The organism is Streptomyces sp. NPDC031479 (assembly GCF_055581065.1).
The window spans coordinates 77,468-103,196 of record NZ_JBVIKC010000003.1; the positions used below are offsets into that span (position 1 = coordinate 77,468).

Sequence of the window (25,729 nt, forward strand, 5' to 3'; positions counted from 1 at the left end):
GCCTTTTGCCCGGCGGGCGCCCTATCCATCCACAGAGGTATTGTCAAGAGGTCAAGCCCGCATCAATCGGGACAACCGGGTCGAAGATCTCCCCGCTCCGCGGCGGGGCCGGCCCGGCACACACATCATGGGACGGAGAGCACGCGTGACGCGCAGCGTGTACGTGACCGGTATCGAGCGGGGGGACGGCCGCCAGGTCGTCGAGCTGGGGATCATGGAGCTCCTGACGCGTCAGACGGGCCGGGTCGGCGTGTACCGGCCGCTGCTGCACGACGGCCCCGACCGGCTCTTCGACCTCCTCAAGGCCCGCTACCGGATCGACCAGGACGCCGCGACGGCGTACGGCATGGAGTACGAGGAGGCCTCCGCGATCCTCGCCGAGAGGGGCACCGACGAGCTGGTGTCCCGGCTGGTCGACCGCTACCACCGGGTGGCCCGCGACTACGAGGTCATGCTGGTCCTCGGCACCGACTACGCCGACACGAACCTCCCGGACGAGCTCGCGCTGAACGCCCGGCTCGCCAACGAGCTCGGCGCCGTCGTCGTCCCCGTGGTGGGCGGCACCAAGCACCCCGCCGAGGCCGTGCGCGCCGAGGCGCGCAACGCCCACCGGGCCTACGAGAGCCTGGGCTGCCACGTCGTGGCGATGGTCGTCAACCGGGTGGCCCCCGAGGACCGCGACGTCATAGCCGAGCGGCTCGCGGCCCGGCTGCCGGTGCCCTGCTACGTGCTGCCCGACGACAAGTCCCTGTCGGCCCCCACCGTCGCCCAGATCACCCGGGCGCTCGGCGGCGAGGTGCTCCTCGGTGACGAGGCCGGGCTGGCGCGCGACGCCCTGGACTTCGTCTTCGGCGGCGCGATGCTGCCGAACTTCCTGAACGCCCTGACCCCCGGCTGCCTGGTCGTCACCCCCGGGGACCGCTCGGACCTGGTCGTGGGGGCGCTGGCCGCGCACACCTCCGGGACCCCGCCGATCGCGGGCGTGCTGCTGACCCTGAACGAGCGCCCGACCGACGAGGTCCTGACCCTGGCCTCGAAGCTGGCACCGGGCACCCCGGTGGTGTCGGTGGCCGGCAACAGCTTCCCGACGGCCGCCGAACTCTTCTCGCTGCAGAGCCGGTTGAACTCCGCGACCCCGCGCAAGCTGGAGACGGCCCTCGGTCTCTTCGAACGGCACGTGGACACCGCCGAACTGCGCGGGCTGCTGTCCGTGGCGCGGTCCGAGCGGGTCACCCCGATGATGTTCGAGCACGAGCTGCTGGAGCGGGCCCGCTCCGAGCGGCGTCGCGTCGTACTGCCCGAGGGCACCGAGGAGCGCGTGCTGCGCGCGGCCGACGTGGTGCTGCGCCGCGGGGTCTGCGACCTGACCCTGCTGGGCGAGGAGCAGGCGATCCTGAAGAAGGCCGGCGACCTGGGCCTCGACATCTCGGGCGCGCAGCTGATCGACCCGGCGACCTCGCCCCTGCGGGAACGGTTCTCCGAGTACTACGCGCAGGCCCGCGCCCACAAGGGCATGACCGTCGAACTGGCCGCCGACGTGGTCACCGACGTCAACTACTTCGGCACCCTGATGGTCCAGCAGGGGCTCGCCGACGGCATGGTCTCCGGCTCGGTGCACTCCACCGCCGCGACCATCCGTCCGGCCTTCGAGATCATCAAGACCAAGCCGGAGGCCTCGATCGTCTCCTCGGTCTTCTTCATGTGCCTGGCAGACAAGGTCCTCGTCTACGGCGACTGCGCCGTCAACCCGGACCCGAACGCCGAGCAGCTCGCCGACATCGCCGTCCAGTCCGCCGCGACCGCCGCCGCCTTCGGCGTGGAGCCGCGGATCGCGATGCTCTCGTACTCGACCGGCACCTCCGGTTCGGGCGCGGACGTGGACAAGGTCCGCAAGGCCACCGAGATCGTCCGCGCGCGGCGTCCCGACCTGGCCGTGGAGGGTCCGATCCAGTACGACGCCGCGGTGGAACCGTCGGTCGCGGCGACCAAGCTGCCGGACTCCGAGGTGGCCGGCCGGGCGAGCGTGCTGATCTTCCCCGACCTCAACACGGGCAACAACACGTACAAGGCCGTGCAGCGTTCGGCGGGCGCCGTCGCGGTCGGCCCGGTGCTCCAGGGTCTGCGCAAGCCGGTCAACGACCTCTCGCGGGGCGCGCTGGTGCAGGACATCGTCACCACCGTGGCCATCACCGCGATCCAGGCGCAGTCCCAGGGCGCGCCGTCCGCCTCCGCCTGACCTCCCTCCGTCCGTCCGTCCGCACGAAGGAAAGACCGCCACCGTGACCGCATCGCGCGTACTCGTCCTCAACTCCGGCTCCTCGTCGGTCAAGTACCAGCTCCTCGACATGGCGGACCGGTCCCGCCTCGCGGCGGGGCTGGTGGAGCGGATCGGTGAGGAGACCTCCCGGCTCGTGCACGAACCCCTCAGCGGCCCCGGCGCCGCGGCCGGCAGGCGCGAGCGGCTCGGCCCGATCGCCGACCACGAGGCCGCCCTGAAGGCGGTCGCCGCGGAGCTGGCCGCCGACGGCACGGGCCTGGACTCCCCGGAGCTGGCCGCGGTCGGGCACCGGGTGGTGCACGGCGGGACCCGCTTCACGCAGCCGACGGTGATCGACGACGAGGTGCTCGCGGAGATCCGCAGCCTGATCCCGCTGGCCCCGCTGCACAACCCGGCGAACGTGACCGGCATCGAGGTGGCCCGCTCGCTGCGCGCGGACGTCCCGCAGGTCGCCGTCTTCGACACGGCCTTCCACTCGACGATGCCGGAGCACGTGGCCCGGTACGCGATCGACGCGGCGACGGCCGACAAGTACGCCATCCGGCGCTACGGCTTCCACGGCACCTCGCACGCCTACGTCTCCCGGGCGACGGCGGCGCTGCTGGGCAAGCCGGTCGAGGACGTCAACGTGATCGTGCTCCACCTGGGCAACGGGGCCTCCGCCTCGGCCGTCCGGGGCGGGGTGTGCGAGGAGACCTCGATGGGCCTGACCCCGCTGGAGGGCCTGGTCATGGGGACCCGTTCGGGCGACGTGGACCCCGCGGTCGTCTTCCACCTGGCCCGGGTCGGCGGCCTGTCCGTCGACGAGATCGACTCGCTGCTGAACAAGAAGAGCGGTCTGCTGGGTCTGTGCGGCGACAACGACATGCGCGAGGTGCAGCGGCGGGCGGACGGAGGCGACCCGGCGGCCCGGCTCGCGCTGGCCGCGTACGTGCACCGTCTGAAGAAGTACATCGGCGCCTATACGGCGGTACTCGGCCGGGTGGACGCGGTGGCGTTCACGGCGGGCGTCGGGGAGAACGCGGCCGGCGTCCGGGAGGCTGCGGTGGCGGGACTGGAAGAGCTGGGTCTCGTGCTGGACCCCGAAGCCAATGCCGTCCGGTCCGCCGAGCCCCGGCTGGTGTCGGCGGAGTACGCCCGGGTGGCCGTGGCCGTGGTCCCGACCGATGAGGAACTGGAGATCGCCACTCAGGCGTACGCGCTGGTTACCCAGTAGTCACTTGGACTTTCCACCAGACGGAATATTCCGCTACGAAACAAACGGATAGGATCCGCTTCATGCGCCGTTCCAAAATCGTCTGCACGCTGGGCCCCGCCGTCGACTCGTATGAGCAGCTGAAAGCGCTCATCGAGGCAGGTATGAACGTGGCCCGATTCAACTTCAGCCACGGATCCCAGGCAGAACACCAGGAGCGGTACGACCGCGTCCGGAAGGTCTCCGAGGACACCGGGCGCGCGGTCGGCGTGCTCGCCGACCTCCAGGGCCCGAAGATCCGTCTGGAGACCTTCGCCGAGGGTCCCGTCGAGCTGGTGCGCGGTGACGAGTTCACCATCACCACCGAGGACGTCCCGGGCGACAAGTCCATCTGCGGCACCACCTACAAGGGCCTCCCGGGCGACGTCGCCATGGGTGACCAGATCCTGATCAACGACGGCAACGTCGAACTGCGGGTGACGGAGGTCGAGGGCCCGCGGGTCAAGACCATCGTCATCGAGGGCGGTGTGATCTCGGACCACAAGGGCATCAACCTTCCGGGTGCCGCCGTGAACGTCCCCGCCCTGTCGGAGAAGGACGTCGACGACCTGCGCTTCGCCCTGCGGATGGGCTGCGACATGGTCGCCCTCTCCTTCGTCCGCGACGCCAACGACGTCAAGGACGTCCACAAGGTGATGGACGAGGAGGGCCGCCGGGTCCCCGTCATCGCCAAGGTCGAGAAGCCCCAGGCCGTCGAGAACATGGCGGCGGTCGTCGACGCCTTCGACGCGGTCATGGTGGCCCGCGGCGACCTCGCCGTCGAGTACCCGCTCGAAAAGGTCCCGATGGTCCAGAAGCGGCTCATCGAGATGTGCCGCCGCAACGCCAAGCCGGTGATCGTCGCGACCCAGATGATGGAGTCGATGATCACCAACTCCCGCCCGACCCGCGCCGAGGCCTCCGACGTGGCCAACGCGATCCTGGACGGGGCCGACGCGGTCATGCTCTCCGCGGAGTCCTCGGTGGGCGCGTACCCCATCGAGACCGTCAAGACGATGTCGAAGATCGTCGCGGCGGCCGAGGAGGAGCTGCTCTCCAAGGGCCTCCAGCCGCTGGTCCAGGGCAAGAAGCCGCGCACCCAGGGCGGCTCCGTCGCCCGCGCGGCCTGCGAGATCGCGGACTTCCTCGACGGCAAGGCGCTCATCGCCTTCACCCAGTCCGGTGACACGGCCCGCCGTCTGTCGCGCTACCGCGCCACGCAGCCGATCATGGCCTTCACCACGGACGTGAACACCCGCAACCAGCTCACCCTGAGCTGGGGCGTCGACTCCTACGTCGTCCCGCACGTGGACAACACGGACGCGATGGTCGACCTGGTGGACGGCGAGCTGCTCAAGCTGGGCCGCTACGCCTCCGGCGACACCATGATCATCACCGCCGGCTCGCCCCCCGGCGTCCCGGGCACGACCAACATGGTCCGCGTCCACCACCTGGGCAACGCCTCCCAGGCCTGACCCACCGACCGGACTCTGCCGCACGGAGACCGAGGGCGGCACCCCGATTCGCTCGGGGTGCCGCCCTCGGTGCGTCTCCGGGCCTGCCGATCCTGTGCATTCCCTGCACGTTTCCTGTGCAATTCCTACCGTCGGGTAGGAATGGCCGAAAACACGCTACCGGCGGTAAGTCTGATCATGACACTGTCCGTTCACGCCTCGGGGGAAGGCAGAGAACTCATCACACGCGCCTGACCAGCGCATACAAACACTTGAGCCTTCCTTCGGGCTGTTCACTTCGCTCCGAAGAACAGGCAGGCACGTGCAAAGATCGACCCTTTTGAGGGGCCGGAGCCCGAGAGTTCGGGCCACCGTGAGGCGCGGCCTCGCCAGCACCGCCGTGGCCACCAGCGCCGCCCTGCTGGCCGGCCTCATCAGTGCCGCCCCGGCCTCGGCCGTGGAAATCCCGCCGGACGACGAGCCGGCCTACCGGCCCATCAGCCTGGGCGTCCAGGACCGCCTCCACCGCTGCGCGGGCGGCTTCGCCCTGCACATCGGCGGTCCCGAGATGAAGGGCGTCGCCGCCAAGGCCCTCACCGGCACCCCGGCGGAGCTCGCCGCGGCAACCGCCATGGGCACGGGCATGGACCCCCTGCGCCAGGCGATGTTCAAGGACCGGGACTCCCGCGAAGGCTCCCCCGTCGCGTCCGCCGAGCGTCGCGAACGCTGGGAGGCCTCGAACTACCCGTACTGGAAGTCCGGCACCGCCGCGGGCATCCCGCAGTACGCCCCGCAGTTCGACAAGGACATCGTCGCCTTCACCCTGGGCCCCCAGCGTGACCTCTACTACCAGCTGGGCGGCGACGGCCACGCGCTGGCGTCCAAGGCCACGGCGGACAAGGCCAGGGCTCTCGCCGCCACGCTCAAGGGCCAGGACCCGAACCTGGACTTCGTCGCCGACTCCATGCTGAGCGACGCCGACAAGACCGAGTACAACTACGGCGCCACCACCGCCAGCGATGTCGCCCGCTACCTGCGCCTCGGCGGCTTCATGAAGCAGGCCCCGGCCGAGGACTCGGTCGAGTTCCGCCTGGAGGTAGAGGCCCTGAAGGCCGCCTGGGGCTCCTGTGACAGCCTCAACCCGGTCGACTACTACCGGGTCATGTCCCCGATCGTCGTGACCGCGCACCTGGAGTGGGAGCAGGAGTACGCCACCCAGAAGACGCCGCGCAACGAGATCGTCAACGCCGAGGTCGCGGCGGCCACGGAGGCCCGCAAGGCCACCGAGGCCATGATCGAGTCGCTCGGCCAGGCATGGCTCGCCGACCAGATCCTGACCTGGCAGAAGTACTGGGGGGACCAGCCGGCGAACGCGTCGGGCCGACCCGCCGCGTCCGTCTTCACCCAGGCCACCAAGGACCTGGGGACGGCCCGCACCAAGGCCGCCGACCAGGCGAAGACGGCGGCGACCGCGTCGGCCGCCGCCAGGACGGCGTCCGACAAGGCGGGCGTCGCCCAGAGCTCCGCCTGGGCCATCGCCGACGTCGCCAAGACCCCGCGCGGGCGCGGCCTGCTGTTCGCGCAGCAGTCCGTCCAGGTCGCCAAGGCCTCGGCCGCCGCCGCCGAGGCCGCCGCCAAGGCCTCGCTGACCGCGTCGAACGCCGCGAAGGCGACCGTCGCGGACAGCAAGACCCTGTACGCGCTGGCGCAGACCCAGTCGCACGCCCTGAACACCGAGTTCCGCCGCATCGCCGCCCAGGAAGCGCCGCCCAGGCCAAGGCGGCGGCCGACTCCGCCGCGGCCCAGGCGAAGGAAGCCGCCGACAACGCCACCAAGGCGAAGGCCGCCCAGACGAAGGCCGAGACCGCTCAGGCCACGGCCAAGACCGCTGCGGAGAACGCCAAGGCACAGCGCGTCAAGGCGGAGCAGGAACGCGACGTCGCCAAGGCGGAGCACGCGAAGGCGACGGCGGCACGGAACAAGGCCCTGGCGGCCGAGGGCCGGGCCACCACCGAACGCGAGGCGGCCGCCAAGGCCCGCACCGCGGCCGAGAGCGCGGGCGACACCGCGGCGGACAAGCGGGACGCCGCCGAGGCCGCCGAAACCAAGGCCGCCCTCGCCCGCGACGGCGCTGCCGAGGCCGAACGCACGATGCGGGCGAAAGACGCCCGCGCCGCCGCCCTGGAGTCCGCGGCGGCCGCCTCCGAGGGCACGGCCGCAGCCGGCGACAGCCGCAAGGCCGCGACGGAGGCCCGTACCGCCGCCAACGACGCGAAGGGGGCGGCGGGCCGGGCACGTACCGCCGCCGACGAGGCGGGCACCGCGGCGGTCGACGCCCGCGCCGCCGCCACCCGCGCCGAAGGCGCCGCCGCCCGCGCACAGGCCGCGTACGACAACGCGAACTCGCAGTGGTGGAACAGCTACGCGGCCGCCCAGACCGCGCACGCCGCGGCCGCCGAGGCCATCGACGCCTCGGACGCCGCGTCCGCGAACGCCGTCAAGGCGGAACAGGAGGCCAAGAAGGCCCAGGCCGCCACGGCCCAGGCCAGGAAGGACGCCACCGCCGCGAAGGCCGAGGCCGAGAAGACCGCGGCCTGGTCCGTGGTCACCGCCGGGTACGCCTTCGCCACCTCGCAGGCGGCCGTGGCGGCCCGCGACTCCGCCGCGGAGGCGGTCAAGCCGGCCAACACCGCCATCGCGACGGGCACCCCGTACCGCGAGTCGGACTCGGCGGCGGCCTTCGCGGTCCTGATCGGGCAGACGGCCAAGCCCCTCGCCGACCAGCAGGCGGCCGCGGCAACCGCGAAGTCCAACGAGGCCACCAAGGCAGCGGCCGACGCCAAGGCGCTCGCCGACAAGGCGAGCGGCGACGCCAAGCTCGCCGCGCAGGCGGCCGCGGCCGCCGCCGCGGACACGGCCGCGGCCCTGAAGTCGGTGGCCGCGGCGCGCGCCTCCGCCGCCACGGCGGCGGCTGCCGCCTCCGCCGCGAAGACGGCGGACACCAAGACGACGGAGTACAACTCCCAGGCCGGAGCCGAGGTCGTCCTCGCCGGCAACGCGTCGAGGGATGCCGCGAGCGAGGCGGCGGGCGCGAACAGCGAGGCCACCGAGGCCGAGAAGAGCGCCGCCAACGCCCGTACCGCGGCGAACGCCGCGACCAAGGACGCCGACGCAGCGAGCAGCACGGCCACCAAGGCCGAGTCCGACGCGAAGGCAGCCGAAGGCGCCGCCGCCAACGCCCAGCAGTCCGCGAAAGACGCGGACGCGTCGGCGGGCCGGGCCGAAGAGGCCTACCGCAAGTGGGAAGAGGAGCTACGGGCTCACCAGCTCGACGCTGCCAAGTCCAACGGCGGTCCCGGCTACGGCGGGGCCGATCTGAACCTGAGCCAGGAGGACGCACTGCGCAAGGCCTGTGGACAGGCCTGCGTGGACGAGTACCGCGCCGCCCTGGCCGCGGCCAACATGGACGTGATCGACTGGGTGATCGAGAACGGCGGCCAGATCCTCCTCGACGTCCTGGGCATCACCGACGCGAGGAAGTGCTTCTCCACACTGGACGTGGAGAGCTGCCTGTGGACGGCACTGAACGTGGTCCTCATCGGTGCCTCGGTACTGAAGATCCCGCAGCTCGCGGTGGCCGTGGCCAAGATCGCGACCGGCCTGGGCAAGTTCTTCGCTACGACGGAGGCCGCCGCCCAGACACTGGCGCGGTTGAAGCCGATCGCGATGATCGGCGCGCGCATGGAATTCGGCGCCTTCCGCATCACCAGCGCCGCGGGCCTGAGTCCCACACTCCTCAAGCGGGCCGTCGAAGCCGGCGGCTGGAAGTGGACGATCAGCACTGGCCACGCCTTCCACCGGGCCCACGACGCCAGGAAGGGCGAGGTGGCCTTCCCGGCTCTGGACACGACGCACCTGAACCCCGATGACATCGAAAAGGCTCTTATCCTCAAGACTCTGGAGCACATGGGTAAGGGCGGAAGCATGGAGGGGCTGCAGAAACTGGACGTCACGATCGACGGCATCAGGATCATGGGGCACATCTTCAAGGTCGGACCGGACAAGATCTCCTTGTCGACGTACTACCAAATCGCACTGTGACCGGACAGGGAAACACCGTGACAGATCTGATGAAACTGGGGCGCGGAGTCGTCCCCGAGGACAATCCGGACGTGACGCCCGAGCAGTTCGGCCTCGCCGAGTTCGAGTACGTCGAGAAGATCATCTACGCCGGCCCGGACGAGATCCTCTCCATGCTGCGCACGCTGAAGGCCGAGAACTTCATCGGGCTGCCGCCGTGGGCCCGGAACCTGGCCTACCGGATCGCCTGCCTGCAGCGACCGGACGACGCCCCACTGCTGCGCGAGGCCGCGGACGACCTCCTCGCCTTCGGCCCCGACTGGGACGACATCGCCGAGGACCTCCAGGCGAAGGCCGACCTCCTGGATCCGCCGAACGGCACCGGGGCCGTTTCCTGACCCTGCACCGCAACAGGTTGTGGCCCGCACCCCCTCGGGGGTGCGGGCCACATCCGTGTACGGCGTACGCGGCTACTTCTCCGCCGGGCCGATGTAGTTCCTCAGGCCCGGGACGGTGAGGTTGCCGCCGAACTGGCCGGCCTGGACGACCTTGACGTTCGTGAAGAACGCGAAGGGGACGTTCAGGGGCGGCGGGCTGTTCGGGGTGAACTCGATCGGGATGAGGCCAAAGAGGTTGCCCTTGAGGCTCTCGGTGTACATGGTCACCTTGGCCCCGCGGATCTTGGACGTGGAGCCCGGGCGGGACTTCAGGTGCGCGATGTTGTTGCCCGTTCCGACCGTCTGGTAGAGGTCCTTGATGTCCAGGGAGTCCGCGGTGAACTTCAGGACCTTCTTGACCTTGCCGCCCGCCGTCTTCACCTCGACGATGCCCGCGTAGTCCAGGCCGTAGAGGGTCAGCAGCGAGCTGTCGAGGTACCAGGGCTCGTCCGGCAGCAGCGGGATGCCCTGCTCCAGCTTCGCGTCGGCCAAGGCCTTGGCGTCGAGGGTGGGGCACGGGAAGGGCTGCTTGCCGTCAGGGTCCGTGGACGCCGAGGCCGAGGGAGAGGGAGACGGCGAGGCCTCGGGGTCGGTCTCGTCGGCCGTCTTCTTCGGGTCGGCGGCCTTGCCCGTCTCGTCCTTCGGGGTCTTGACGGTGTCCTTGACGTCCTGGGGCAGTTCCTTGACCTCGACGCCGGCCTTCTTCGCCGCGTCGCGGATCGCGTCCGCGGCCGGGTCCGCGGTCTTCGTCGCGCCGCTCGGGGTGGGCGCGGGCGCCGGGGTGGCCGGCTTCTGCGCGTCCTTGATCGGCCTGCCGAGCGAGTCGACGAGGCCCTTGAGGGCGTCGCCCACTCCCAGCGGGTCGAGCGGGTTCGTGCTCTTGGTCGCCGAAGGGGACGGGGAGGGCGAGGTGCTCGCGCTCGCGGACGGCTTGGGCGCCGGGGGCACCTGCTTGTCCGCTTCCTTCTTGGTGGAGCCGGACGCGGCGGGCGCGGGGGTGGTGACCGGCTTCGGGGCCCCGCTCGCACCGGGCGAGGGCGTCGTGGTGGGCGACGTGCTCGGCGAGGGCGTCTTGGACGGCGACGGCGAGGCCGACTCCGACGGCTCGTCGGACCGGGTCACGCACGGGCCGGGCGCGAAGGGGATGTCCTTGTCGTCGGCCAGGGCCATCTTCGGGGCCATGCCCATCCCGACGAACACCGCCGTCGGCATCGCCGCCAGCGCCATCGTCTTGCCGACGGGTATCTGGAGCTTGTTCAGCAGCGACTTCCTGGGCGCCGCGTGGCGCGGGCCCTTCCTGTCGCGGGACTCTGCGCCAGGGGCCGCGCCCCTCTGCGTCTCGTCACCCCGCACTGTTCCTCCCGCCATCGGCGTGGGCATTGGTCTCGGTCGCGTAAGCCGTTTCCACGTCGCGGGGACCCGGGACCCCCAGGAGGCCGTGCACCGGCTCCTGAGCCTTGGCCTCCGCATCGGCCTCGGGCTCCTCCTCGACCGGCTTCCCCGGGGCCCAGGACAGCGCGAGCGCGCCGCCGAGCAGGGAGAAGAGGAATCCGAGGAAGAAACCGCCCAGGTTGGACACCGGCAGGGAGACCAGCGCGAGGAGGATCGCGGCGACACCGGCGAACACCCGCATGCCCTGCTGGAACCAGAGGGCGATGCCGAGGGTGATCAGCAGGATGCCGATGATCAGCGAGCCCGCGCCGGCGGTGGTCGCCATCGCGATGGTGATGTTGCCCAGCCGGAGGTCCGCGTACGGGAAGTAGGCGATCGGTACGCCACCAAGGGAGGTGAAGAGACCCGCCCAGAAGGGCCGTTCCCCCCTCCAGGCACGGAAGCGGTAGTACACCACGGTGAACCAAGCGTCGTCTGCGGCGCGAACCGGGGCCTGGGGGTTCATGGACAACAGCTCCCTGGAAACGGTGGTACGGAAACTCTGTGGAGCCCGCGGGGGCGGACGGCGGCGTCCGCCCCCGCCCCCGCGGTCGCTCGACCGGGATCGACTACTTCTCGTCCTGGTAGCACGGCTGGTCGCCGCTGAGCAGACGCAGCTTGAGGTCGGGCAGCGTGAAGGTGCCCGCCGTCGTCGCCCACGCCTTCTGACGCACCTTCGTCAGCACGGCCTTCTTGGCACGCTGCGAGAACAGGGCGCCGTTGGCCACCGTGTTGGCCTGCGGTGCGGTCGGGTGGTCCTTGTCGGCCGCGTCCCCGACCGCGACACCGATGTCCAGGTCCTTGAACTCGGCGTCGGTGTCGAGCTCGGCGACGTCCAGGTAGATGTTCGTCGCGACCGCCGGCGTGCCCTTGTTGCCGGTCTGGAGCCTCATCGTGATGGGGCCCAGGCCGGGGATCGGGGTGACCAGGGACTGGCACATGTTGGTGATCTCGGCGCGGCGGAACCCGGAGATGGTGACCGGGTGGGCCGCCTCCTTGCCGTCCAGACCCTTGCCCTTGGCGACGCTGCCGTACTGGAGCAGGTCGTCACCGTCGAGCTTGTCGGCCGAGACCTTGAAGTCCTGGCCGGAGACGCTGAAGGACGCCGCGAGGGCTCCCTGCGCCAGACCCACACCGACCGCGGCCGTGGCCGCGATGCTCGGCACCATGACGAGCGCGAAGCGCTTCCATCTGGTCCCGCCACGAACCTGAGAACTCATATCGTTCCTCCTTCTCGGACGTACATCTCCGGTCCGGGCCGTGCCCGTCCTGGGATGGGAGAAGTGCTACGTCCTCGGGAAGGAGCGCAGGAGGCCGGGGTATGGCTGGGCCACGTCCCGTACACCGGCGATCACCCCCGAGCGACAACCACTGGGCCACGCGTTCGCGCAACCTGGAGGACAGGCTCCGCCGGGTGTGGTGGAGACCCCCCTGTCCCACGGCCGGTGCCACTGCCACCGGCCGGCCCGGTGGGGACCCTCCACCGCGGCTCCGGATGAGCGGCTCTGCGGGAAGGACCGAGCGTCGCCGATCGTGGTCCATTCGCGGCCGGGGCACAAGGGGGGTCGTTACTGGCGGGTAACGGCTGGATAACCGGGGTGCGACCGGCCGCCGTCGAGTGGCCACACAGGGTGTCACCCAGGGCCACGACAGAAGGGGAGAAGAACGAACCAACCGGACAGTTCACGGGGTTCGCTTTACTGCGAGTAACAGCGGCCGCGATTACCAAGTTTTGGTAAAGCGCGGCCGCTGTTTATCTACGTGTCAACAAATCGCCGGTACCCGGAGGGGCGCCCGGCCCCTGCCTAGAACAGCACGCGCGCCAGCGCGGTACGGGCGGCGGCGACCCGGGGGTCGTCCGCGCCGATGACCTCGAAGAGTTCCAGGAGCCTGACCCGTACGGAGTCCCGCTCGTCACCGAAGGTGACCCGGACGGTGTCCACCAGGCGCCCGAAGGCGTCGGCGACGTGCCCGCCGGCCAGGTCCAGATCGGCCGCCGCCATCTGCGCGGCCGGGTCCTTCGGATGGGCGGCCGCCTCGGCGCGCACGGTCTGCGGGTTCAGGTGCTGCACCCGGGTCAGCAGCTCGGCCTGGGCCAGGCCCAGCTTGGCCTCGGTGTTGGCCGGGTCGTCGGCGAGCACGTTCTTGTACGCCTGCACGGCCCCGCCCAGGTCGCCCGCGTCCAGGGCGACGACGGCCGCTTCCAGCAGGGCGTCGTACGGACCGGCCGGCTCGGGGGCCCGCTCGGCCGCCACGCCCTGCGCACCGGGGTCCACCTGGAGGCCGATGAGGCCGAAGCGCTCCTCGGCGACCTGGACCAGCTGGGCGAGGGTCTCGCGGATCTGCTGCTCCGGAGCCACGCCCTGGAACAGCGGCAACACCTGGCCGGCCACGACGGCGAAGACGGCCGGGATGCCCTGGATGCCGAACTGCTGCATCAGCATCTGATTGGCGTCGACGTCGATCTTCGCCAGGACGAAGCGGCCGTTCGCCTCGGCGGTCAGGCGCTCCAGGAGCGGGCTGAGCTGCTTGCACGGCTCGCACCACTCGGCCCAGAAGTCGAGGACGACCGGAACCTCGTTGGAGAGCTGGAGGACGTCGCTTTCGAAGCCGGCCTCGTCGACGTCGATCACGAGCGCGGACGGCGGTACGGCGCCACCGGGCACGGCGCCCGCTCCGGCGCCGCCCTGCCGGGCGGCCTCCGCGCGCGCCTGCTCGGCCTTGGCCTTGGCTTCGCCGGCCGCCTTCACCGCGGCGAGGTCGACGACGCCGCTCATGGACATGTTTCTGGGCTGCATGCGTACATCCTCCCCCGTGTGCGCGCGCCGACGAAAAGGATCCCGAAAGATCGTCCCACTGATCGGTCGAACCGTTGTGCGGCGCCGGGTCCCCACCTGGCGCCAGTAGCCTTCGCGTGGTTGTCGCTCTTTCGCTACGAGCCGTAGCGTAACTCCCCCGGGCCCCGGGCGCCCCGTGATCTGAACCACAGCGAACGACCCCCCGCCGGTTCCGCTACTGACGGGTATGGTCTCGGCCATGCGCAACCCCAGCCCTTGTACGAGCCCCCCGCCCGGTCGCACCGGCCGCCCCCGCAGCGCGGCGGCGGACGCCGCGATCCTCGCGGCGACGCGGGACGCGCTGGTGGAGCTGGGCTGGTCGAAGCTGACGATGGGGGACGTCTCGGCCCGCGCGGGCGTCGCGAAGACCACCCTCTACCGGCGCTGGGCGGGCAAGAGCGAGCTGGTCGTGGACGCGGTCGCGGAGTTGTTCGACGCGCTGGAACTCCCGGACCGGGGCTCGCTCGAAGCCGACATCGAGTACGTGGTCCTGCAGTTCGCACAGCTGCTGCGGCGCCCCGAGGCGCGCACCGCCCTGATGGCGGTGGTCGCCGAGTCCACCCGGGACGAGGCGCTGCGGGGGCGGATCCGGTCGGCGATCGTGGACCGGCAGAAACGTCTCGTCGTACTGGGTCGCGAACGGGCCCAGGCGCGCGGGGAACTTCCGTACGAGGAGGACGAGGCCCTCTCCGGCCTTGCCACGGACCTGATCTTCGACGTGATCGCGGGCACGGTGGTGCACCGCGCGCTGGTCAGCTGCGAGCCGGTGGACGAGCTGTGGGTGTCCGCCTTCACCTCGCTGCTGATGCACGGCCTGCGGGGCGCCGCTTCCGCCTGAGGCCCCGTCGGCCCGGCACGTCGGCCCGCGCCGGGCACCGGCCGCGTCCCCGGGAACGCGGAAGACCGGCCACCTCCCCCGCCGTGCGGCGGGGGCGTGACCGGCCTCGCGGACCGTCCGTCAGAAGCCGGGCGGCTCGGTGTAGGTGCCCCACTCGTCGCGCAGGACGTTGCAGATCTCGCCGAGCGTGGCCTCGGCCCGTACGGCGTCCAGCATGGCCGGGATCATGTTCGAGCCGTCGCGGGCGGCGGCGAGCATCGATTCGAGCGCCGCGCTCACCTTGGCGTCGTCGCGGCGGCCCTTGCGCTCGGCCAGCTCCTGGACCTGGACCCGCTCCACCTCGTGGCTGACGCGGAGGATCTCCAGGTCGCCGGTGACCGAGCCGTGGTGGACGTTGACGCCGACGACCCGCTTGTCGCCCTTCTCCAGGGCGCGCTGGTACTGGAACGCCGACTCGGCGATCTCCCCGGTGAACCAGCCGTCCTCGATGCCGCGCAGGATGCCCGAGGTGATCGGCCCGATCGGGTGCTGCCCGTCCGGGTGGGCGCGCAGGCCGCGCTCCTTGATCTGCTCGAAGATCTTCTCGGCGTCGGCCTCGATGCGGTCGGTGAGCTGCTCGACGTACCAGGAGCCGCCCAGCGGGTCGGCCACGTTGGCGACGCCGGTCTCCTCCATCAGCACCTGCTGCGTGCGCAGCGCGATCTCGGCGGCCTGCTCGCTGGGGAGGGCGAGGGTCTCGTCGAGGGCGTTGGTGTGCAGGGAGTTGGTGCCGCCGAGGACGGCCGCGAGGGCTTCGACGGCGGTGCGCACGACGTTGTTGTACGGCTGCTGGGCGGTGAGGGAGACACCGGCCGTCTGGGTGTGGAAGCGCAGCCACATGGCCTTGTCGGACTTCGCCCCGTAGACCTCCTTCATCCAGCGGGCCCAGATGCGGCGGGCGGCGCGGAACTTGGCGATCTCCTCGAAGAAGTCGAGGTGCGCGTCGAAGAAGAACGAGAGGCCCGAGGCGAAGTGGTCGACGTCCAGTCCGCGGGAGAGGCCGAGCTCCACGTAGCCGAAGCCGTCGGCGAGGGTGTAGGCGAGCTCCTGCGCCGCCGTGGCCCCGGCCTCGCGGATGTGGTAGCCGGAGACGGACAGCGGCTTGTAGGCCGGGATGCCGTTCGCGCAGTACTCCATGAGGTCGCCGATGAGGCGCAGGTGCGGCTCGGGTTCGAAGAGCCACTCCTTCTGGGCGATGTACTCCTTGAAGATGTCGGTCTGGAGCGTGCCGTTGAGCACGGCCGGGTCGACTCCCTGGCGCTCGGCGGCGACCAGGTACATGCAGAAGGCGGGTACGGCGGGCCCGGAGATCGTCATCGAGGTGGTGACGTCGCCGAGCGGGATGTCCTTGAAGAGGACCTCCATGTCGGCGGCGGAGTCGATGGCCACGCCGCAGTGGCCGACCTCGCCGAGGGCGCGGGGGTCGTCGGAGTCACGGCCCATGAGGGTGGGCATGTCGAAGGCGACGGAGAGGCCGCCGCCGCCGGCGGCCAGGATCATCTTGTAGCGCTCGTTGGTCTGCTCGGCGTTGCCGAACCCGGCGAACTGCCGGATGGTCCAGGTCCGGCCGCGGTAGCCGGTGGCGTGCAGACCACGGGTGTAGGGGTACTCCCCGGGCCAGCCGATGCGCTCGAACCCCTCGTACGAGTCCCCGGGGCGGGGCCCGTAGACGGGGTCGACGTCATCTCCGGAGAGCGTCGTGAAATCGGCCTCGCGCTTGCGGGCCTTGTCATACCGGGCCTGCCAGCGTCGGCGGCCCTCCTCGATGGCGTCAGCGTCCATACCCACGAATTTACTAGGACGTCCTAGTAAATGTCGATGGGAAACCCCGGGGAGTCCTTCCCCGGGGCGTCCGGCCGAGTGGGGCTCTAGGCCTTCGCGGGCTCCAGGGCGTCCTCGACCAGCGGCTCGACGTCCGCGCGGACGGTGCGCTCGACGAAGAAGGCGGCCAGCGGGATGGTCCCCGACGCCAGCACCCACAGCAGCTTGCCGAAGGGCCACTTCGCCTTGGAGCCCAGGTCGAAGGCGAAGACCAGGTAGATCATGAAGAGCACACCGTGGACCTGCGAGACCGCCAGGGTCAGGTCGGCGCCGGTGTCGAAGCCGTACTTGGCCACCATGCAGGCACAGAGGATCAGGAGCATGACCGCGGTCACGTAGGCCATGACGCGGTAGCGGGTCAGCACGCTTCGTTTCATGGCCACGAGCCTAACCGTCCGTTTTGCGCGATCTTGACGCGGCCCCGGCCCGGGGCTGGTTCTCCTCGAAGTCCGCGGCCGCCACCCGCAGCGGGCGCAGCAGCGCGAAGATCTCCGCGCACTCCTCGGCGTCGTACGCGCCCAGGCCGAAGTCGATGCCCATCAGGTCCTTCGTCGCCGCCTCGACGACCTCCCGGCCCTTCTCCGTGATGGACGCGAGCGTGCCGCGGCCGTCGTGCGGGTTGGGGCGCTTGGCCACCAGGCCGGACCGCATCAGCCGGTCCACGGTGTTCGTCACCGAGGTCGGGTGGACCATCAGGCGCTCGCCGATCTTCGACATCGGGAGCTCCCCCGCCTGGGAGAAGGTCAGCAGCACCAGCGCCTCGTAGCGGGCGAAGGTCAGTCCGTACGGCTTCACCACCGCGTCGACCTCGGCCAGCAGGATCTGGTGGGCCCGCATGATCGAGGTGATCGCGGCCATGGAGGGCACGGGACCCCAGCGCCGGCGCCAGAGTTCGTCGGCGCGGGCGATGGGGTCGAAGGGGAGGCTGAGCGGCTTGGGCATCCACCAGACCCTACCGGGCGGTCATTTGGCGGTCAGCCCCGTCTCACTCCTCGGCCCGGGGCGCGTGGAGCGCGCGGGGCGCACGGGGCGCGGCGGCGCGCAGCCGGGAAAGCAGGAGCAGGACGACGGCCGTGCCGAGGACGGCGGCCCCGGTGACCACCACGTGCGCCGGGAGGAACTCGGCAGCGGCCCCGGCGAGCGCCATGCCGACGCCCTGGAGGGTCATCAGGCCGGTGCTGAGCAGGGTCATCGCCCGGCCGCGCAGCGCTTCGGGGACGGCGTCCACGAACATCCGGTCGAGGCCGATGGTGTAGGCGTGGGTGAGCCCGGCCAGCAGGAGCACCCCGAGGAGGACGGGGGCGCCGGGCCGGACGGCGTAGACGAGGAGCGGGAGCGACGCGACGGCCGCCAGCGGGGCGGTGATCCGCGAGCGCGTTCGGGCGGTGAGGGCCGAGCCGGCCCAGAGTTCACCGGCGACGGAGCCGACGGGCAGTGCGCACATGAGCACGCCGAGGGTGGCGGTGCCCGCGCCGATGCCGTCCGCGTAGGGCGTCAGGAGGGCCTCGGGCACGACGGCGAAGGCGGGCGGCAGCCAGCACAGCAGGGTCAGGACGCGCAGCCGCCGGTCACCGAAGACGGCGCGGATCCCGTCGAGGGGGGACCCGCCGACGACGGTGCCGGCGCGGGCGGGCCGGTCGCGGGTGCCCAGGCGCAGCAGCAGCGCGGAGGCGAGGAACCCCGCCGCGGTGAGGGCGATCGCCCCGCGCGGGGCGAGGACGGTGAGCAGGAGCCCGCCGAGGCCGAAGCCGGTGAGCTGGGCGCCCTGGGAGACCATGCGCAGCAGAGAGCGGCCGAGGACGAAGGCCTCGCCGGTGCCGAGGACGTCGGCGAGGGAGGCGCTGCGGGCGCCCTGGAACAGCGGGGCGACGAAGGCCATGGCGCAGCGCAGGACCAGGATCGCGGCGACCGGGGTCCCCGGCCAGACCATGGCGGCCGCGCAGGCGGCGCAGAGCAGGTCGCAGGCGACGAGGACCCTGCGGGCGGGGCGGCGGTCGGCGAGGGGGGCGAGGAGGGTGCCGCCGAGGGCGTGGGGCAGGAACCCGAGGGCGAAGGTGAGCGCGCTCATCAGGGCGGAGCCGGTGGCGCGGTAGACCAGGACGGTGAGGGAGATCTCGGCGACGACGACCCCGAGCAGCGACAGCAGGTGCGCGAGGAACACGACCCGGAACTCCCGGACCCGGAACACCGCACGGTACCCGTCGCCCTGCCGGCGCGGTACGGCCCCGGGACCGGAGACCGGACCCGAACGGGGCGCAGGGGACGGAGGGGAGCCGGGCGCAGGCGTCGGCGCGGGCGCGGAGCCCGGCGGGGCGGGCGGCCGGGCGGGGCCGGGGGGAGGGGTGGGAGTGGGCATGGGGGTCAGCCTCGGCCCGCCTAGGGTGGGCCGGTAGACATTCGGCACCGGGCGAATCGAAGGGGCCGCCATGGGGAACCACTTCCGCTTCGGCCCGGCCGATCTGCTGCGCTGCCGCTTCGGGGTCTCCCCGCGCTGGGAGACGCAGGAGGCGGTACGGGTCCTGATGCGCCCGGAGCGGCAGGCGTACCACCTGCCCTGGCTGAGCCGGATCCGCGCCGCCGCGGCCGGCCTGGACCTGCGTCCGCTGTGGCTGCTGATGCCGCGCCGGGGGCACCACCCCGACCTGCTGAGCCCTCCCCCGACGGGACCGTCCCCGACCTTCGAGGAGGAGATGGCGCGGGTGCGCGCGGCGGCCGGCCGGCCGGAGGCGGCCCACGAGGACCTGCGCCGCTCCCTGGCCTGCACCCCGGGCGCCCTGGAGAGCGCCGCCGGGCGGCGGATGCTGGCGGATCCGGGCCGGGCGGTGGCGGAGCTGGCCGATCTGACCGAGGCGGCCTGGCGGGCCCTGGTCGCCCCGCACTGGCCCCGGCTGCGGGCCCTGCTGGAGGCGGACGTCCTGTTCCACTCCCGGCGGCTGGCGGCGGGCGGGCTGGAGGCGCTGTTCGACGGCCTCCACCCCGATCTGCGCTGGGACGGCGGGACGAACACGCTGACCGTCGAGCGCCGGGCCCACCACGACCGCGCACTCGGCGGCCAGGGGCTGCTCCTGATGCCGAGCGCCTTCGTCTGGCCGGAGGTGGTCGGCGGATACGACCCCCCGTGGCAGCCCACGCTGGTGTATCCGGCCCGGGGCATCGGCGCCCTGTGGACGGCCTCGGACGGACCGGCCCCGAGCGCGCTGGCCGGGCTGTTGGGCCGGGCCCGCGCCGAGGTGCTGTGCGCACTGCACGAGCCCGCCTCCACGACGGCCCTCGCGCACCGCCTGGGCCTGGCGCCCTCGACGGTCTCGGCCCACCTGAAGGCACTGCGCGCGGCGGGTCTGCTGATCCCGTCCCGCCACGGCCACCAGGTCCTCTACGAACGCACGCCCCTGGCCATCGCGCTGGCGGCCGGCTGCGCCCCGTAGCCGGCGCCGCGGCGCTCAGCCCTGGGCGAGGTGGCGTTCCACCGTCTCGATCTTCGAGGTCATCCCGTCGGTGATGCCGGGCCGGATGTCGGCCTTGAGGATGAAGGACACCCTCGGGGCCCGTTCCTCCACGGCGGCCACCGCGCGCCGGACCACGTCCATGACCTCGTCCCAAGGTCCTTCCACGGTGGTGAACATGGCGTCGGTGCGGTTCGGCAGCCCGGACTCGCGCACCACGCGGACCGCGTCGGCGACGTACTCGCCGACCTCTTCGCCGACCCCCAGCGGAGTGACCGAGAACGCGACGATCACGCCTGGGCCGCCTCACGGGCGCGGGCCGCGATGACGCTGTCGGCCTCGTCGCGCTTGAGCAGCCTGTCCCCGTAGAGGCCGCCGAAGGGCAGCAGCGCGAACAGGAAGAACAGGGCCACCTTCTTGGCCGGCCACTTCGCCTTGTTCCACACGTCGAGCAGGAAGATCGCGTAGATCACGAACAGGATCCCGTGCAGGATCCCGAGCGGCATCATCAGGTAGTCGATGTCCGACACCCGGCTGAGCAGCGAGCCGAAGATCAGCAGCGCCGGGAACGACAGGGCTTCCGGAACGGAGATGAGGCGCAGCCGGTGCAGGGCGGAAGCGGTCTTGATGTCCACGTGGAACCTTCGCGGGTGGAGGCCGGGGGTCCGTCCCAGTGTCTCAGCCGTCACGGAAGATCTTGTGGCGGGTCCCCCGGATCCCCCGGAGTCGGGAGAGTGTGGCGCATATCGGCCACGGGACACTGTTCGGGCCCGTCCGCTGCCGATACCTTCGTCCCCGTGGCTCAGTTCCGACTCCAAGGCAGCAAGGTGCTCGCCGTCGACCTGACCGGTGACGCCGTGAAAGCCAAAAACGGCGCCATGGTCGCGTACGACGGCCAGATGGCCTTCAAGAAGATGACCGGCGGTGGCGAAGGCCTCCGCGGAATGGTGACCCGTCGCCTGACGGGTGAACAGATGACCGTGATGGAGGTGCAGGGACACGGCACCTGCTACTTCGCGGACCGGGCGAGTGAGATCAATCTGGTCAATCTGCGCGGCGAGAAGCTGCACGTCGAGTCCAGCAACCTGCTGTGCACCGACGCCGGCCTGCGCACCGGCACCACGTTCACCGGCCTGCGCGGCGCGACCACGGGCAACGGCCTGTTCACGACGACGGTCGAGGGCTCGGGCCAGGCGGCGATCATGTCCGACGGCCCGGCGGTGGTGCTGCGCGTCAGCGCCCAGTACCCGCTGTCGGTGGACCCGGGCGCGTACATCGCGCACACCGGGAACCTCCAGCAGTCCTTCCAGTCCGGCGTGACCTTCCGCACCCTGATCGGCGAGGGGTCCGGAGAGGCCTTCCAGATCCGCTTCGAGGGCGAGGGCCTGGTCTACGTGCAGCCCAGCGAGCGCAACACCATCGGGGGCGACGTCTGATGCCGTTCCGCGAGATCAACTCGAAGATGATCGAGGCCCAGGTCATCCCCGGGCAGAAGCTGTACAGCCAGCGCGGGGCGATGCTGGCCTACCGCGGCGACGTCTCCTTCACCCCGAGCCTGACGGGCGGTCAGGGCGGCGTGATGGGCATGATCGGACGCCGGGTGGCGAACGAGCAGACGCCCCTGATGGCCGTGGAGGGCAGCGGCACCGTGATGTTCGGCCACGGCGGCCACCACGTCCAGGTCGTCAACCTCTCGGGCGAGACCCTCTACGTGGAGGCCGACCGGCTGCTCGCCTTCGACGGCACCCTCCAGCAGGGGACGATGTTCATGGGCTCGCAGGGCGGCGTCATGGGCATGGTGCGCGGCCAGGTGACCGGCCAGGGCCTGTTCACGACCACCCTCAAGGGCCACGGCGCGGTCGCCGTGATGGCCCACGGCGGAGTCCTGGAACTCCCCATCACCCCGAACCGGCCGGTCCACGTCGACCCGCAGGCGTACGTGGCCCACCACGGGGACGTCAGGAACAAGCTCTCCGCCGCCCTGGGCTGGCGGGACATGGTCGGCCGCGGTTCGGGCGAGGCGTTCCAGCTGGAGCTGTCCGGACAGGGCGCCGTCTTCGTACAGGCCTCGGAGGAGAAGCTGTGAACTTTGGTCCCGTGACCGGCGGACCGGGCGGCCCGACGGTCTTCGACCCGCACACCCTGCCCTCCGACGACAACGTGAACTCCTACACCTTCTGCGTGGAGCTCAAGGGGAGCCAGTGGTTCCTGCAGAAGGGCAAGATGATCGCCTACTACGGGCGCATCGACTTCAACGGCATCGGCAACGGCCGCTTCGACCGGCTGCTGCGCACCAGTTTCCACTCGCCCCTGCACGCGAGCGACTGGGTGGTGGCCGAGGGGCAGGGCAAGATGCTCCTGGCCGACCGCGCCTTCGACGTGAACTCGTACGACCTGGACGACGGCAACCTGACCATCCGGTCGGGGAACCTCCTCGCCTACCAGCCCACGCTCGCCCTCAAGCAGTCCATCGTCCCGGGCTTCCTGACGCTGATCGGAACCGGGAAGTTCGTGGCTGCGTCCAACGGACCGGTGGTGTTCATGGAACCGCCGCTGCGCGTGGACCCGCAGGCCCTGGTGGGCTGGGCGGACTGCCCGTCCCCGTGCCACCACTACGACCACGGATACATGACGGGCGTGATGGGCGGACTGCGTTCGCTCACGGGACTCGGCGGCACCTCGGGCGAGGAGCACCAGTTCGAGTTCGTCGGGGCGGGGACGGTTCTGCTCCAGTCGTCGGAGATGCTGATGGCGGAGCAGTCGGTGGGTGCGGTGGGCGCCGGTGCGGCCACGGGCAACGCCCAGGGCGTTCCGGGGGCCGGCCAGGGCCCGCTGGGTCAGCTGGGCGTGCCGCGGATGCCGGGGCAGCTGGGAGACCTCCAGCGGCGACTCGGACTGTGAGACTCCGCACATCTTCCTATTTTTGTACGTAATTCAACTTCTTAGGTAGAGTTCATTCATGGAGACCATCGAGACCGAGACGGCCACCCGCTGGCTGACCGACGCCGAGCAGTGCGCCTGGCGCACCCATCTGGACGTCAGCAGACTGCTGATGCACCAGCTGGAAAAGGATCTCCAGCCCTTCGGGCTCACCAACAACGACTACGAGATCCTCGTGAACCTCTCGGAGTCGGACGGCCACCGGATGCGCATGAGCGATCTGGCCACCGCCACGCTGCAGTCCAAGAGCCGGCTGTCCCACCAGATCACCCGCATGGAGACGGCGGGCCTGGTGCGCCGGGTGAACTGCGAGTCCGACCGCCGCGGCCTGTACGCGGTGCTCACGGACGAGGGCATGGACACCATGCGCAAGGTGGCCCCGCACCACGTGGCATCGGTGCGGGAGCACTTCATCGACCTGCTGCCGCCTCAGGCCCTGGCGGCCCTGCGCGAATCGCTGCGCCCCGTCGCGGAGCACCTGCGCGAGAACCGCGGGAAGGTGTAGCCGGACCCCGCCGGCCCGGCCGCGGCCCTGCCGCCGCCGGGCTTCCGCCGGCGACGGCGACGGCGACGGCGACAACGGCCGACCCGCCCGGAACGCCGGTGCGGGGGCGGCGCCACCCGGCCGCCGCCCCCGCCACCTCCCCCTCGGGCCCCCGGCCCCGCTCAGGCCTCCGTGAGGCCGTCCAGCAGGGCGTCCGCCGCCGCGTACGGGTCCAGCTCGCCCGCGGCGACCCGTACGGCCAGCGCGTCGAGCCGCGCGTCCCCGTGCAGGTCGGCCAGCCGGCCGCGCAGGGTGGTGATCGCGATCGTCTCCACCTCGCGGGCCGCACGCGCCGCACGGCGCCCGTCCAGCACCCCGTGCTCGTCCATCCAGGCCCGGTGCTTCTCCAGGGCCTCGACCAGCTCGTCGATGCCCTGCCCGCGCGCCGCGACCGTCTTGACGATCGGGGGCCGCCAGTCGTCCGGTCCCCGGGACTCGCCGAGCCCCAGCATGTGGTTGAGCTCCCGGGCCGTCGCGTCCGCGCCGTCCCGGTCCGCCTTGTTCACCACGTACACGTCGCCGATCTCCAGGATTCCGGCCTTCGCGGCCTGGATCCCGTCGCCCATCCCGGGCGCCAGCAGCACCACCGAGGTGTCGGCCTGCGAGGCGATCTCCACCTCGGACTGACCGACGCCCACCGTCTCGACCAGGATCACGTCGCAGCCCGCCGCGTCCAGCACCCGGATCGCCTGCGGGGCGGCCCAGGCCAGGCCGCCGAGGTGCCCGCGGGTCGCCATCGAGCGGATGTAGACCCCCGGGTCGGAGGCGTGGTCCGACATCCGGACCCGGTCGCCGAGGAGCGCCCCGCCCGAGAAGGGCGAGGACGGGTCCACGGCCAGCACGCCGACCCGCTTGCCGGCCTTGCGGTAGGCCGTGACGAGCGCCGAGGTCGAGGTCGACTTGCCGACACCGGGCGAGCCGGTCAGGCCGACCACGTACGCGCCACCGGTCAGCGGGGCCAGGGCGGCCATCACCTCGCGCAGGTGCGGGGACGCCCCCTCGACCAGTGAGATCAGCCGGGCCACGGCCCGCGGCCGGCCCTCGCGGGCCTGCGCCACCAGCGTGGGGACGTCCACCGTCGTCATCCGCGCACCTACGCCTTCGGGACGCGGATCACGAGGGCGTCGCCCTGGCCGCCGCCACCGCACAGCGCGGCCGCGCCCACGCCGCCGCCCCGGCGCTTGAGCTCCAGCGCCAGGTGCAGCACCACGCGGGCACCGGACATGCCGATGGGGTGCCCCAGCGCAATGGCGCCACCGTTGACGTTCACCTTTTCCGGGGTCACGCCGAGGTCCTTCATTGACTGCACGGCGACCGCCGCGAAGGCCTCGTTGATCTCGATGAGGTCCAGGTCGGAGACCTCCAGGCCCTCCTTCTTCAGGGCGTGCAGGATCGCGTTCGAGGGCTGCGACTGGAGGGAGTTGTCCGGACCGGCCACGTTGCCGTGGGCGCCGATCTCGGCGATCCACTCCAGGCCCAGCTCCTCGGCCTTGGCCTTGCTCATCACGACCACGGCGGCCGCGCCGTCGGAGATCTGCGAGGAGGTGCCGGCGGTGATCGTCCCGTCCTTGGCGAAGGCCGGCCGCAGCTTGCCGAGCGACTCCACGGTGGTCTCCGCGCGGATGCCCTCGTCCGCCACGAACAGCACCGGGTCGCCCTTGCGCTGCGGAATCTCGACCGGGGTGATCTCGGCCTCGAAGACGCCGTTCTTCTGCGCGGCGGCGGCCCGCTGGTGGGAGGCGGCCGCGAACGCGTCCTGCGGGGCGCGCTCGATGCCCAGCCGGGTGTTGTGCTTCTCGGTGGACTCGCCCATCGCGATGTTCTCGAAGGCGTCGGTGAGGCCGTCGTGGGCCATCGCGTCCAGCATCCCGATGGCGCCGTACTTGAAGCCCTCGCGGGACTTCGGCAGCAGGTGCGGGGCGTTGGTCATCGACTCCTGGCCGCCCGCGACCACGATGTCGAATTCGCCGGCGCGGATGAGCTGGTCCGCCAGCGCGATCGCGTCGAGGCCCGAGAGGCACACCTTGTTGATGGTGAGCGCGGGCACGTTCATCGGGATGCCCGCCTTGACGGCGGCCTGGCGGGCGGGGATCTGGCCCGCGCCGGCCTGGAGCACCTGGCCCATGATCACGTACTGGACCTGGTCGCCGGAGATGCCGGCCCGTTCCAGCGCCGACTTGATGGCGAATCCGCCGAGGTCGGCGCCCGAGAAGGACTTCAGCGAGCCGAGCAGACGCCCCATGGGCGTGCGGGCCCCGGCGACGATCACTGAAGTGGTGTTGTTCGTTCCGGACATGAGGCACAGCCCCTTGGATGAGGAGTGAACGAGGGTTTACCTGAATGTACTGAGCGG

General features: G+C 71.4%; 24 protein-coding genes. 11 read left to right on the forward strand and 13 right to left on the reverse strand.

Annotation, left to right across the window (positions count from 1 at the left end; translation table 11 throughout):
* Window positions 1–145: 145 nt before the first annotated feature.
* The 3 genes from pta to pyk all read left to right on the forward strand — a co-directional run bounded on the left by pta (window position 146) and on the right by pyk (window position 4,987).
* Entirely contained in the window at window positions 146–2,236 is a 2,091-nt protein-coding gene (pta, locus tag ACZ5D2_RS05295; RefSeq protein WP_468927343.1) for a phosphate acetyltransferase, read from the forward strand.
* Between the two features lie 43 nt (window positions 2,237–2,279).
* Window positions 2,280–3,494, forward strand: coding sequence for an acetate kinase (locus tag ACZ5D2_RS05300; RefSeq protein ID WP_371676611.1), 1,215 nt, complete (start codon window positions 2,280–2,282; stop codon window positions 3,492–3,494).
* A 62-nt stretch (window positions 3,495–3,556) separates the two neighbouring features.
* Window positions 3,557–4,987 (forward strand): pyruvate kinase, encoded by a 1,431-nt coding sequence (pyk, locus tag ACZ5D2_RS05305; protein ID WP_371676612.1) that lies wholly within the window; start codon window positions 3,557–3,559, stop codon window positions 4,985–4,987.
* Window positions 4,988–6,118: 1,131 nt separating this feature from the next.
* Here pyk and ACZ5D2_RS05310 read toward each other — a convergent pair.
* Window positions 6,119–6,715, reverse strand: a complete 597-nt coding sequence (locus ACZ5D2_RS05310; protein WP_468927347.1) for a hypothetical protein — start codon at window positions 6,713–6,715, stop codon at window positions 6,119–6,121.
* Between the two features lie 402 nt (window positions 6,716–7,117).
* Here ACZ5D2_RS05310 and ACZ5D2_RS05315 point away from each other — a divergent pair, with 402 nt between their 5' ends.
* The gene (locus tag ACZ5D2_RS05315) at window positions 7,118–9,067 is read left to right on the forward strand and encodes a hypothetical protein (protein ID WP_468927350.1); all 1,950 of its coding nucleotides are present in this window, start codon (window positions 7,118–7,120) and stop codon (window positions 9,065–9,067) included.
* A gap of 17 nt (window positions 9,068–9,084) precedes the next feature.
* Window positions 9,085–9,444: a hypothetical protein gene (locus ACZ5D2_RS05320; protein WP_371676614.1), complete on the forward strand. Its 360-nt coding sequence runs from the start codon at window positions 9,085–9,087 to the stop codon at window positions 9,442–9,444.
* A 72-nt stretch (window positions 9,445–9,516) separates the two neighbouring features.
* On the opposite strand, the gene ACZ5D2_RS05325 is transcribed toward ACZ5D2_RS05320, so the two are convergent.
* The 4 genes from ACZ5D2_RS05325 to ACZ5D2_RS05340 form a co-directional block, all read right to left on the reverse strand.
* Window positions 9,517–10,836, reverse strand: coding sequence for a hypothetical protein (locus ACZ5D2_RS05325; protein WP_371681155.1), 1,320 nt, complete (start codon window positions 10,834–10,836; stop codon window positions 9,517–9,519).
* Complete coding sequence (locus ACZ5D2_RS05330; RefSeq protein ID WP_371676615.1) at window positions 10,826–11,380, reverse strand: DUF6114 domain-containing protein; 555 nt, start codon at window positions 11,378–11,380, stop codon at window positions 10,826–10,828. Before ACZ5D2_RS05330 ends, ACZ5D2_RS05325 begins: the two co-directional genes overlap by 11 nt.
* 103 nt (window positions 11,381–11,483) lie before the next feature.
* The gene (locus ACZ5D2_RS05335) at window positions 11,484–12,134 is read right to left on the reverse strand and encodes a DUF6230 family protein (protein WP_371676616.1); all 651 of its coding nucleotides are present in this window, start codon (window positions 12,132–12,134) and stop codon (window positions 11,484–11,486) included.
* A gap of 585 nt (window positions 12,135–12,719) precedes the next feature.
* A complete protein-coding gene (locus ACZ5D2_RS05340; RefSeq protein ID WP_371676617.1) occupies window positions 12,720–13,712 on the reverse strand; it encodes a tetratricopeptide repeat protein in 993 nt (330 codons plus the stop codon).
* Window positions 13,713–13,950: 238 nt separating this feature from the next.
* On the opposite strand from ACZ5D2_RS05340, the gene ACZ5D2_RS05345 reads away from it, so the two are divergent.
* Window positions 13,951–14,589: a TetR/AcrR family transcriptional regulator gene (locus tag ACZ5D2_RS05345; protein WP_371676618.1), complete on the forward strand. Its 639-nt coding sequence runs from the start codon at window positions 13,951–13,953 to the stop codon at window positions 14,587–14,589.
* Window positions 14,590–14,709: 120 nt separating this feature from the next.
* Here the strand turns inward: ACZ5D2_RS05345 and ACZ5D2_RS05350 are convergent, their stop codons facing one another.
* The 4 genes from ACZ5D2_RS05350 to ACZ5D2_RS05365 all read right to left on the reverse strand — a co-directional run bounded on the left by ACZ5D2_RS05350 (window position 14,710) and on the right by ACZ5D2_RS05365 (window position 18,805).
* Window positions 14,710–16,410, reverse strand: coding sequence for an acyl-CoA mutase large subunit family protein (locus ACZ5D2_RS05350; protein WP_371676619.1), 1,701 nt, complete (start codon window positions 16,408–16,410; stop codon window positions 14,710–14,712).
* A gap of 86 nt (window positions 16,411–16,496) precedes the next feature.
* Window positions 16,497–16,826 carry a DUF3817 domain-containing protein gene (locus ACZ5D2_RS05355; RefSeq protein WP_371676620.1) on the reverse strand — a complete coding sequence of 110 codons (330 nt, stop codon included), beginning with the start codon at window positions 16,824–16,826 and terminating at the stop codon, window positions 16,497–16,499.
* Between the two features lie 10 nt (window positions 16,827–16,836).
* Window positions 16,837–17,391: a MarR family winged helix-turn-helix transcriptional regulator gene (locus ACZ5D2_RS05360; protein ID WP_371676621.1), complete on the reverse strand. Its 555-nt coding sequence runs from the start codon at window positions 17,389–17,391 to the stop codon at window positions 16,837–16,839.
* A gap of 43 nt (window positions 17,392–17,434) precedes the next feature.
* Window positions 17,435–18,805, reverse strand: a complete 1,371-nt coding sequence (locus tag ACZ5D2_RS05365; protein ID WP_468927357.1) for an MFS transporter — start codon at window positions 18,803–18,805, stop codon at window positions 17,435–17,437.
* 70 nt (window positions 18,806–18,875) lie between these two features.
* Between ACZ5D2_RS05365 and ACZ5D2_RS05370 the strand changes: the two genes are divergently transcribed.
* Entirely contained in the window at window positions 18,876–19,874 is a 999-nt protein-coding gene (locus tag ACZ5D2_RS05370; RefSeq protein WP_371676623.1) for an ArsR/SmtB family transcription factor, read from the forward strand.
* Window positions 19,875–19,889: 15 nt separating this feature from the next.
* On the opposite strand, the gene ACZ5D2_RS05375 is transcribed toward ACZ5D2_RS05370, so the two are convergent.
* Together ACZ5D2_RS05375 and ACZ5D2_RS05380 are read right to left on the reverse strand one after the other, a co-directional pair.
* Window positions 19,890–20,186 (reverse strand): MTH1187 family thiamine-binding protein, encoded by a 297-nt coding sequence (locus ACZ5D2_RS05375; protein WP_371676624.1) that lies wholly within the window; start codon window positions 20,184–20,186, stop codon window positions 19,890–19,892.
* The gene (locus ACZ5D2_RS05380; protein WP_371676625.1) at window positions 20,183–20,527 is read right to left on the reverse strand and encodes a DUF3817 domain-containing protein; all 345 of its coding nucleotides are present in this window, start codon (window positions 20,525–20,527) and stop codon (window positions 20,183–20,185) included. The genes ACZ5D2_RS05375 and ACZ5D2_RS05380 overlap by 4 nt, the downstream gene beginning before the upstream one ends.
* A gap of 162 nt (window positions 20,528–20,689) precedes the next feature.
* Between ACZ5D2_RS05380 and ACZ5D2_RS05385 the strand changes: the two genes are divergently transcribed.
* The 4 genes from ACZ5D2_RS05385 to ACZ5D2_RS05400 all read left to right on the forward strand — a co-directional run bounded on the left by ACZ5D2_RS05385 (window position 20,690) and on the right by ACZ5D2_RS05400 (window position 23,337).
* Window positions 20,690–21,328, forward strand: coding sequence for an AIM24 family protein (locus ACZ5D2_RS05385; protein WP_266842352.1), 639 nt, complete (start codon window positions 20,690–20,692; stop codon window positions 21,326–21,328).
* Window positions 21,328–21,978, forward strand: coding sequence for an AIM24 family protein (locus tag ACZ5D2_RS05390; protein ID WP_266842351.1), 651 nt, complete (start codon window positions 21,328–21,330; stop codon window positions 21,976–21,978). Before ACZ5D2_RS05385 ends, ACZ5D2_RS05390 begins: the two co-directional genes overlap by 1 nt.
* A gap of 11 nt (window positions 21,979–21,989) precedes the next feature.
* On the forward strand, window positions 21,990–22,793 hold the full coding sequence (locus ACZ5D2_RS05395; RefSeq protein WP_468927584.1) for an AIM24 family protein: 804 nt from the start codon (window positions 21,990–21,992) through the stop codon (window positions 22,791–22,793).
* Between the two features lie 67 nt (window positions 22,794–22,860).
* Window positions 22,861–23,337, forward strand: a complete 477-nt coding sequence (locus ACZ5D2_RS05400; RefSeq protein ID WP_030235875.1) for a MarR family winged helix-turn-helix transcriptional regulator — start codon at window positions 22,861–22,863, stop codon at window positions 23,335–23,337.
* Between the two features lie 161 nt (window positions 23,338–23,498).
* On the opposite strand, the gene meaB is transcribed toward ACZ5D2_RS05400, so the two are convergent.
* Together meaB and ACZ5D2_RS05410 are read right to left on the reverse strand one after the other, a co-directional pair.
* On the reverse strand, window positions 23,499–24,461 hold the full coding sequence (gene meaB, locus ACZ5D2_RS05405; protein WP_371676627.1) for a methylmalonyl Co-A mutase-associated GTPase MeaB: 963 nt from the start codon (window positions 24,459–24,461) through the stop codon (window positions 23,499–23,501).
* Window positions 24,462–24,469: 8 nt separating this feature from the next.
* Window positions 24,470–25,672 carry an acetyl-CoA C-acetyltransferase gene (locus ACZ5D2_RS05410; RefSeq protein WP_468927364.1) on the reverse strand — a complete coding sequence of 401 codons (1,203 nt, stop codon included), beginning with the start codon at window positions 25,670–25,672 and terminating at the stop codon, window positions 24,470–24,472.
* Window positions 25,673–25,729 lie beyond the last annotated feature (57 nt).

Bases quoted from the DNA above. Each gene is read 5' to 3' on its own strand.
- ACZ5D2_RS05390 (WP_266842351.1), top strand. From the start codon at position 21,328: ATGCCGTTCCGCGAGATCAACTCGAAGATGATCGAGGCCCAGGTCATC.
- ACZ5D2_RS05315 (WP_468927350.1), top strand. From the start codon at position 7,118: ATGCGGGCGAAAGACGCCCGCGCCGCCGCCCTGGAGTCCGCGGCGGCC.
- ACZ5D2_RS05310 (WP_468927347.1), bottom strand. From the start codon at position 6,715: ATGCGGCGGAACTCGGTGTTCAGGGCGTGCGACTGGGTCTGCGCCAGC.
- ACZ5D2_RS05330 (WP_371676615.1), bottom strand. From the start codon at position 11,380: ATGAACCCCCAGGCCCCGGTTCGCGCCGCAGACGACGCTTGGTTCACC.
- ACZ5D2_RS05365 (WP_468927357.1), bottom strand. From the start codon at position 18,805: ATGCCCACTCCCACCCCTCCCCCCGGCCCCGCCCGGCCGCCCGCCCCG.
- ACZ5D2_RS05370 (WP_371676623.1), top strand. From the start codon at position 18,876: ATGGGGAACCACTTCCGCTTCGGCCCGGCCGATCTGCTGCGCTGCCGC.
- ACZ5D2_RS05340 (WP_371676617.1), bottom strand. From the start codon at position 13,712: ATGCAGCCCAGAAACATGTCCATGAGCGGCGTCGTCGACCTCGCCGCG.
- pyk (WP_371676612.1), top strand. From the start codon at position 3,557: ATGCGCCGTTCCAAAATCGTCTGCACGCTGGGCCCCGCCGTCGACTCG.
- meaB (WP_371676627.1), bottom strand. From the start codon at position 24,461: ATGACGACGGTGGACGTCCCCACGCTGGTGGCGCAGGCCCGCGAGGGC.
- ACZ5D2_RS05410 (WP_468927364.1), bottom strand. From the start codon at position 25,672: ATGTCCGGAACGAACAACACCACTTCAGTGATCGTCGCCGGGGCCCGC.
- ACZ5D2_RS05335 (WP_371676616.1), bottom strand. From the start codon at position 12,134: ATGAGTTCTCAGGTTCGTGGCGGGACCAGATGGAAGCGCTTCGCGCTC.
- ACZ5D2_RS05360 (WP_371676621.1), bottom strand. From the start codon at position 17,391: ATGCCCAAGCCGCTCAGCCTCCCCTTCGACCCCATCGCCCGCGCCGAC.
- ACZ5D2_RS05355 (WP_371676620.1), bottom strand. From the start codon at position 16,826: ATGAAACGAAGCGTGCTGACCCGCTACCGCGTCATGGCCTACGTGACC.
- ACZ5D2_RS05350 (WP_371676619.1), bottom strand. From the start codon at position 16,410: ATGGACGCTGACGCCATCGAGGAGGGCCGCCGACGCTGGCAGGCCCGG.
- ACZ5D2_RS05345 (WP_371676618.1), top strand. From the start codon at position 13,951: ATGCGCAACCCCAGCCCTTGTACGAGCCCCCCGCCCGGTCGCACCGGC.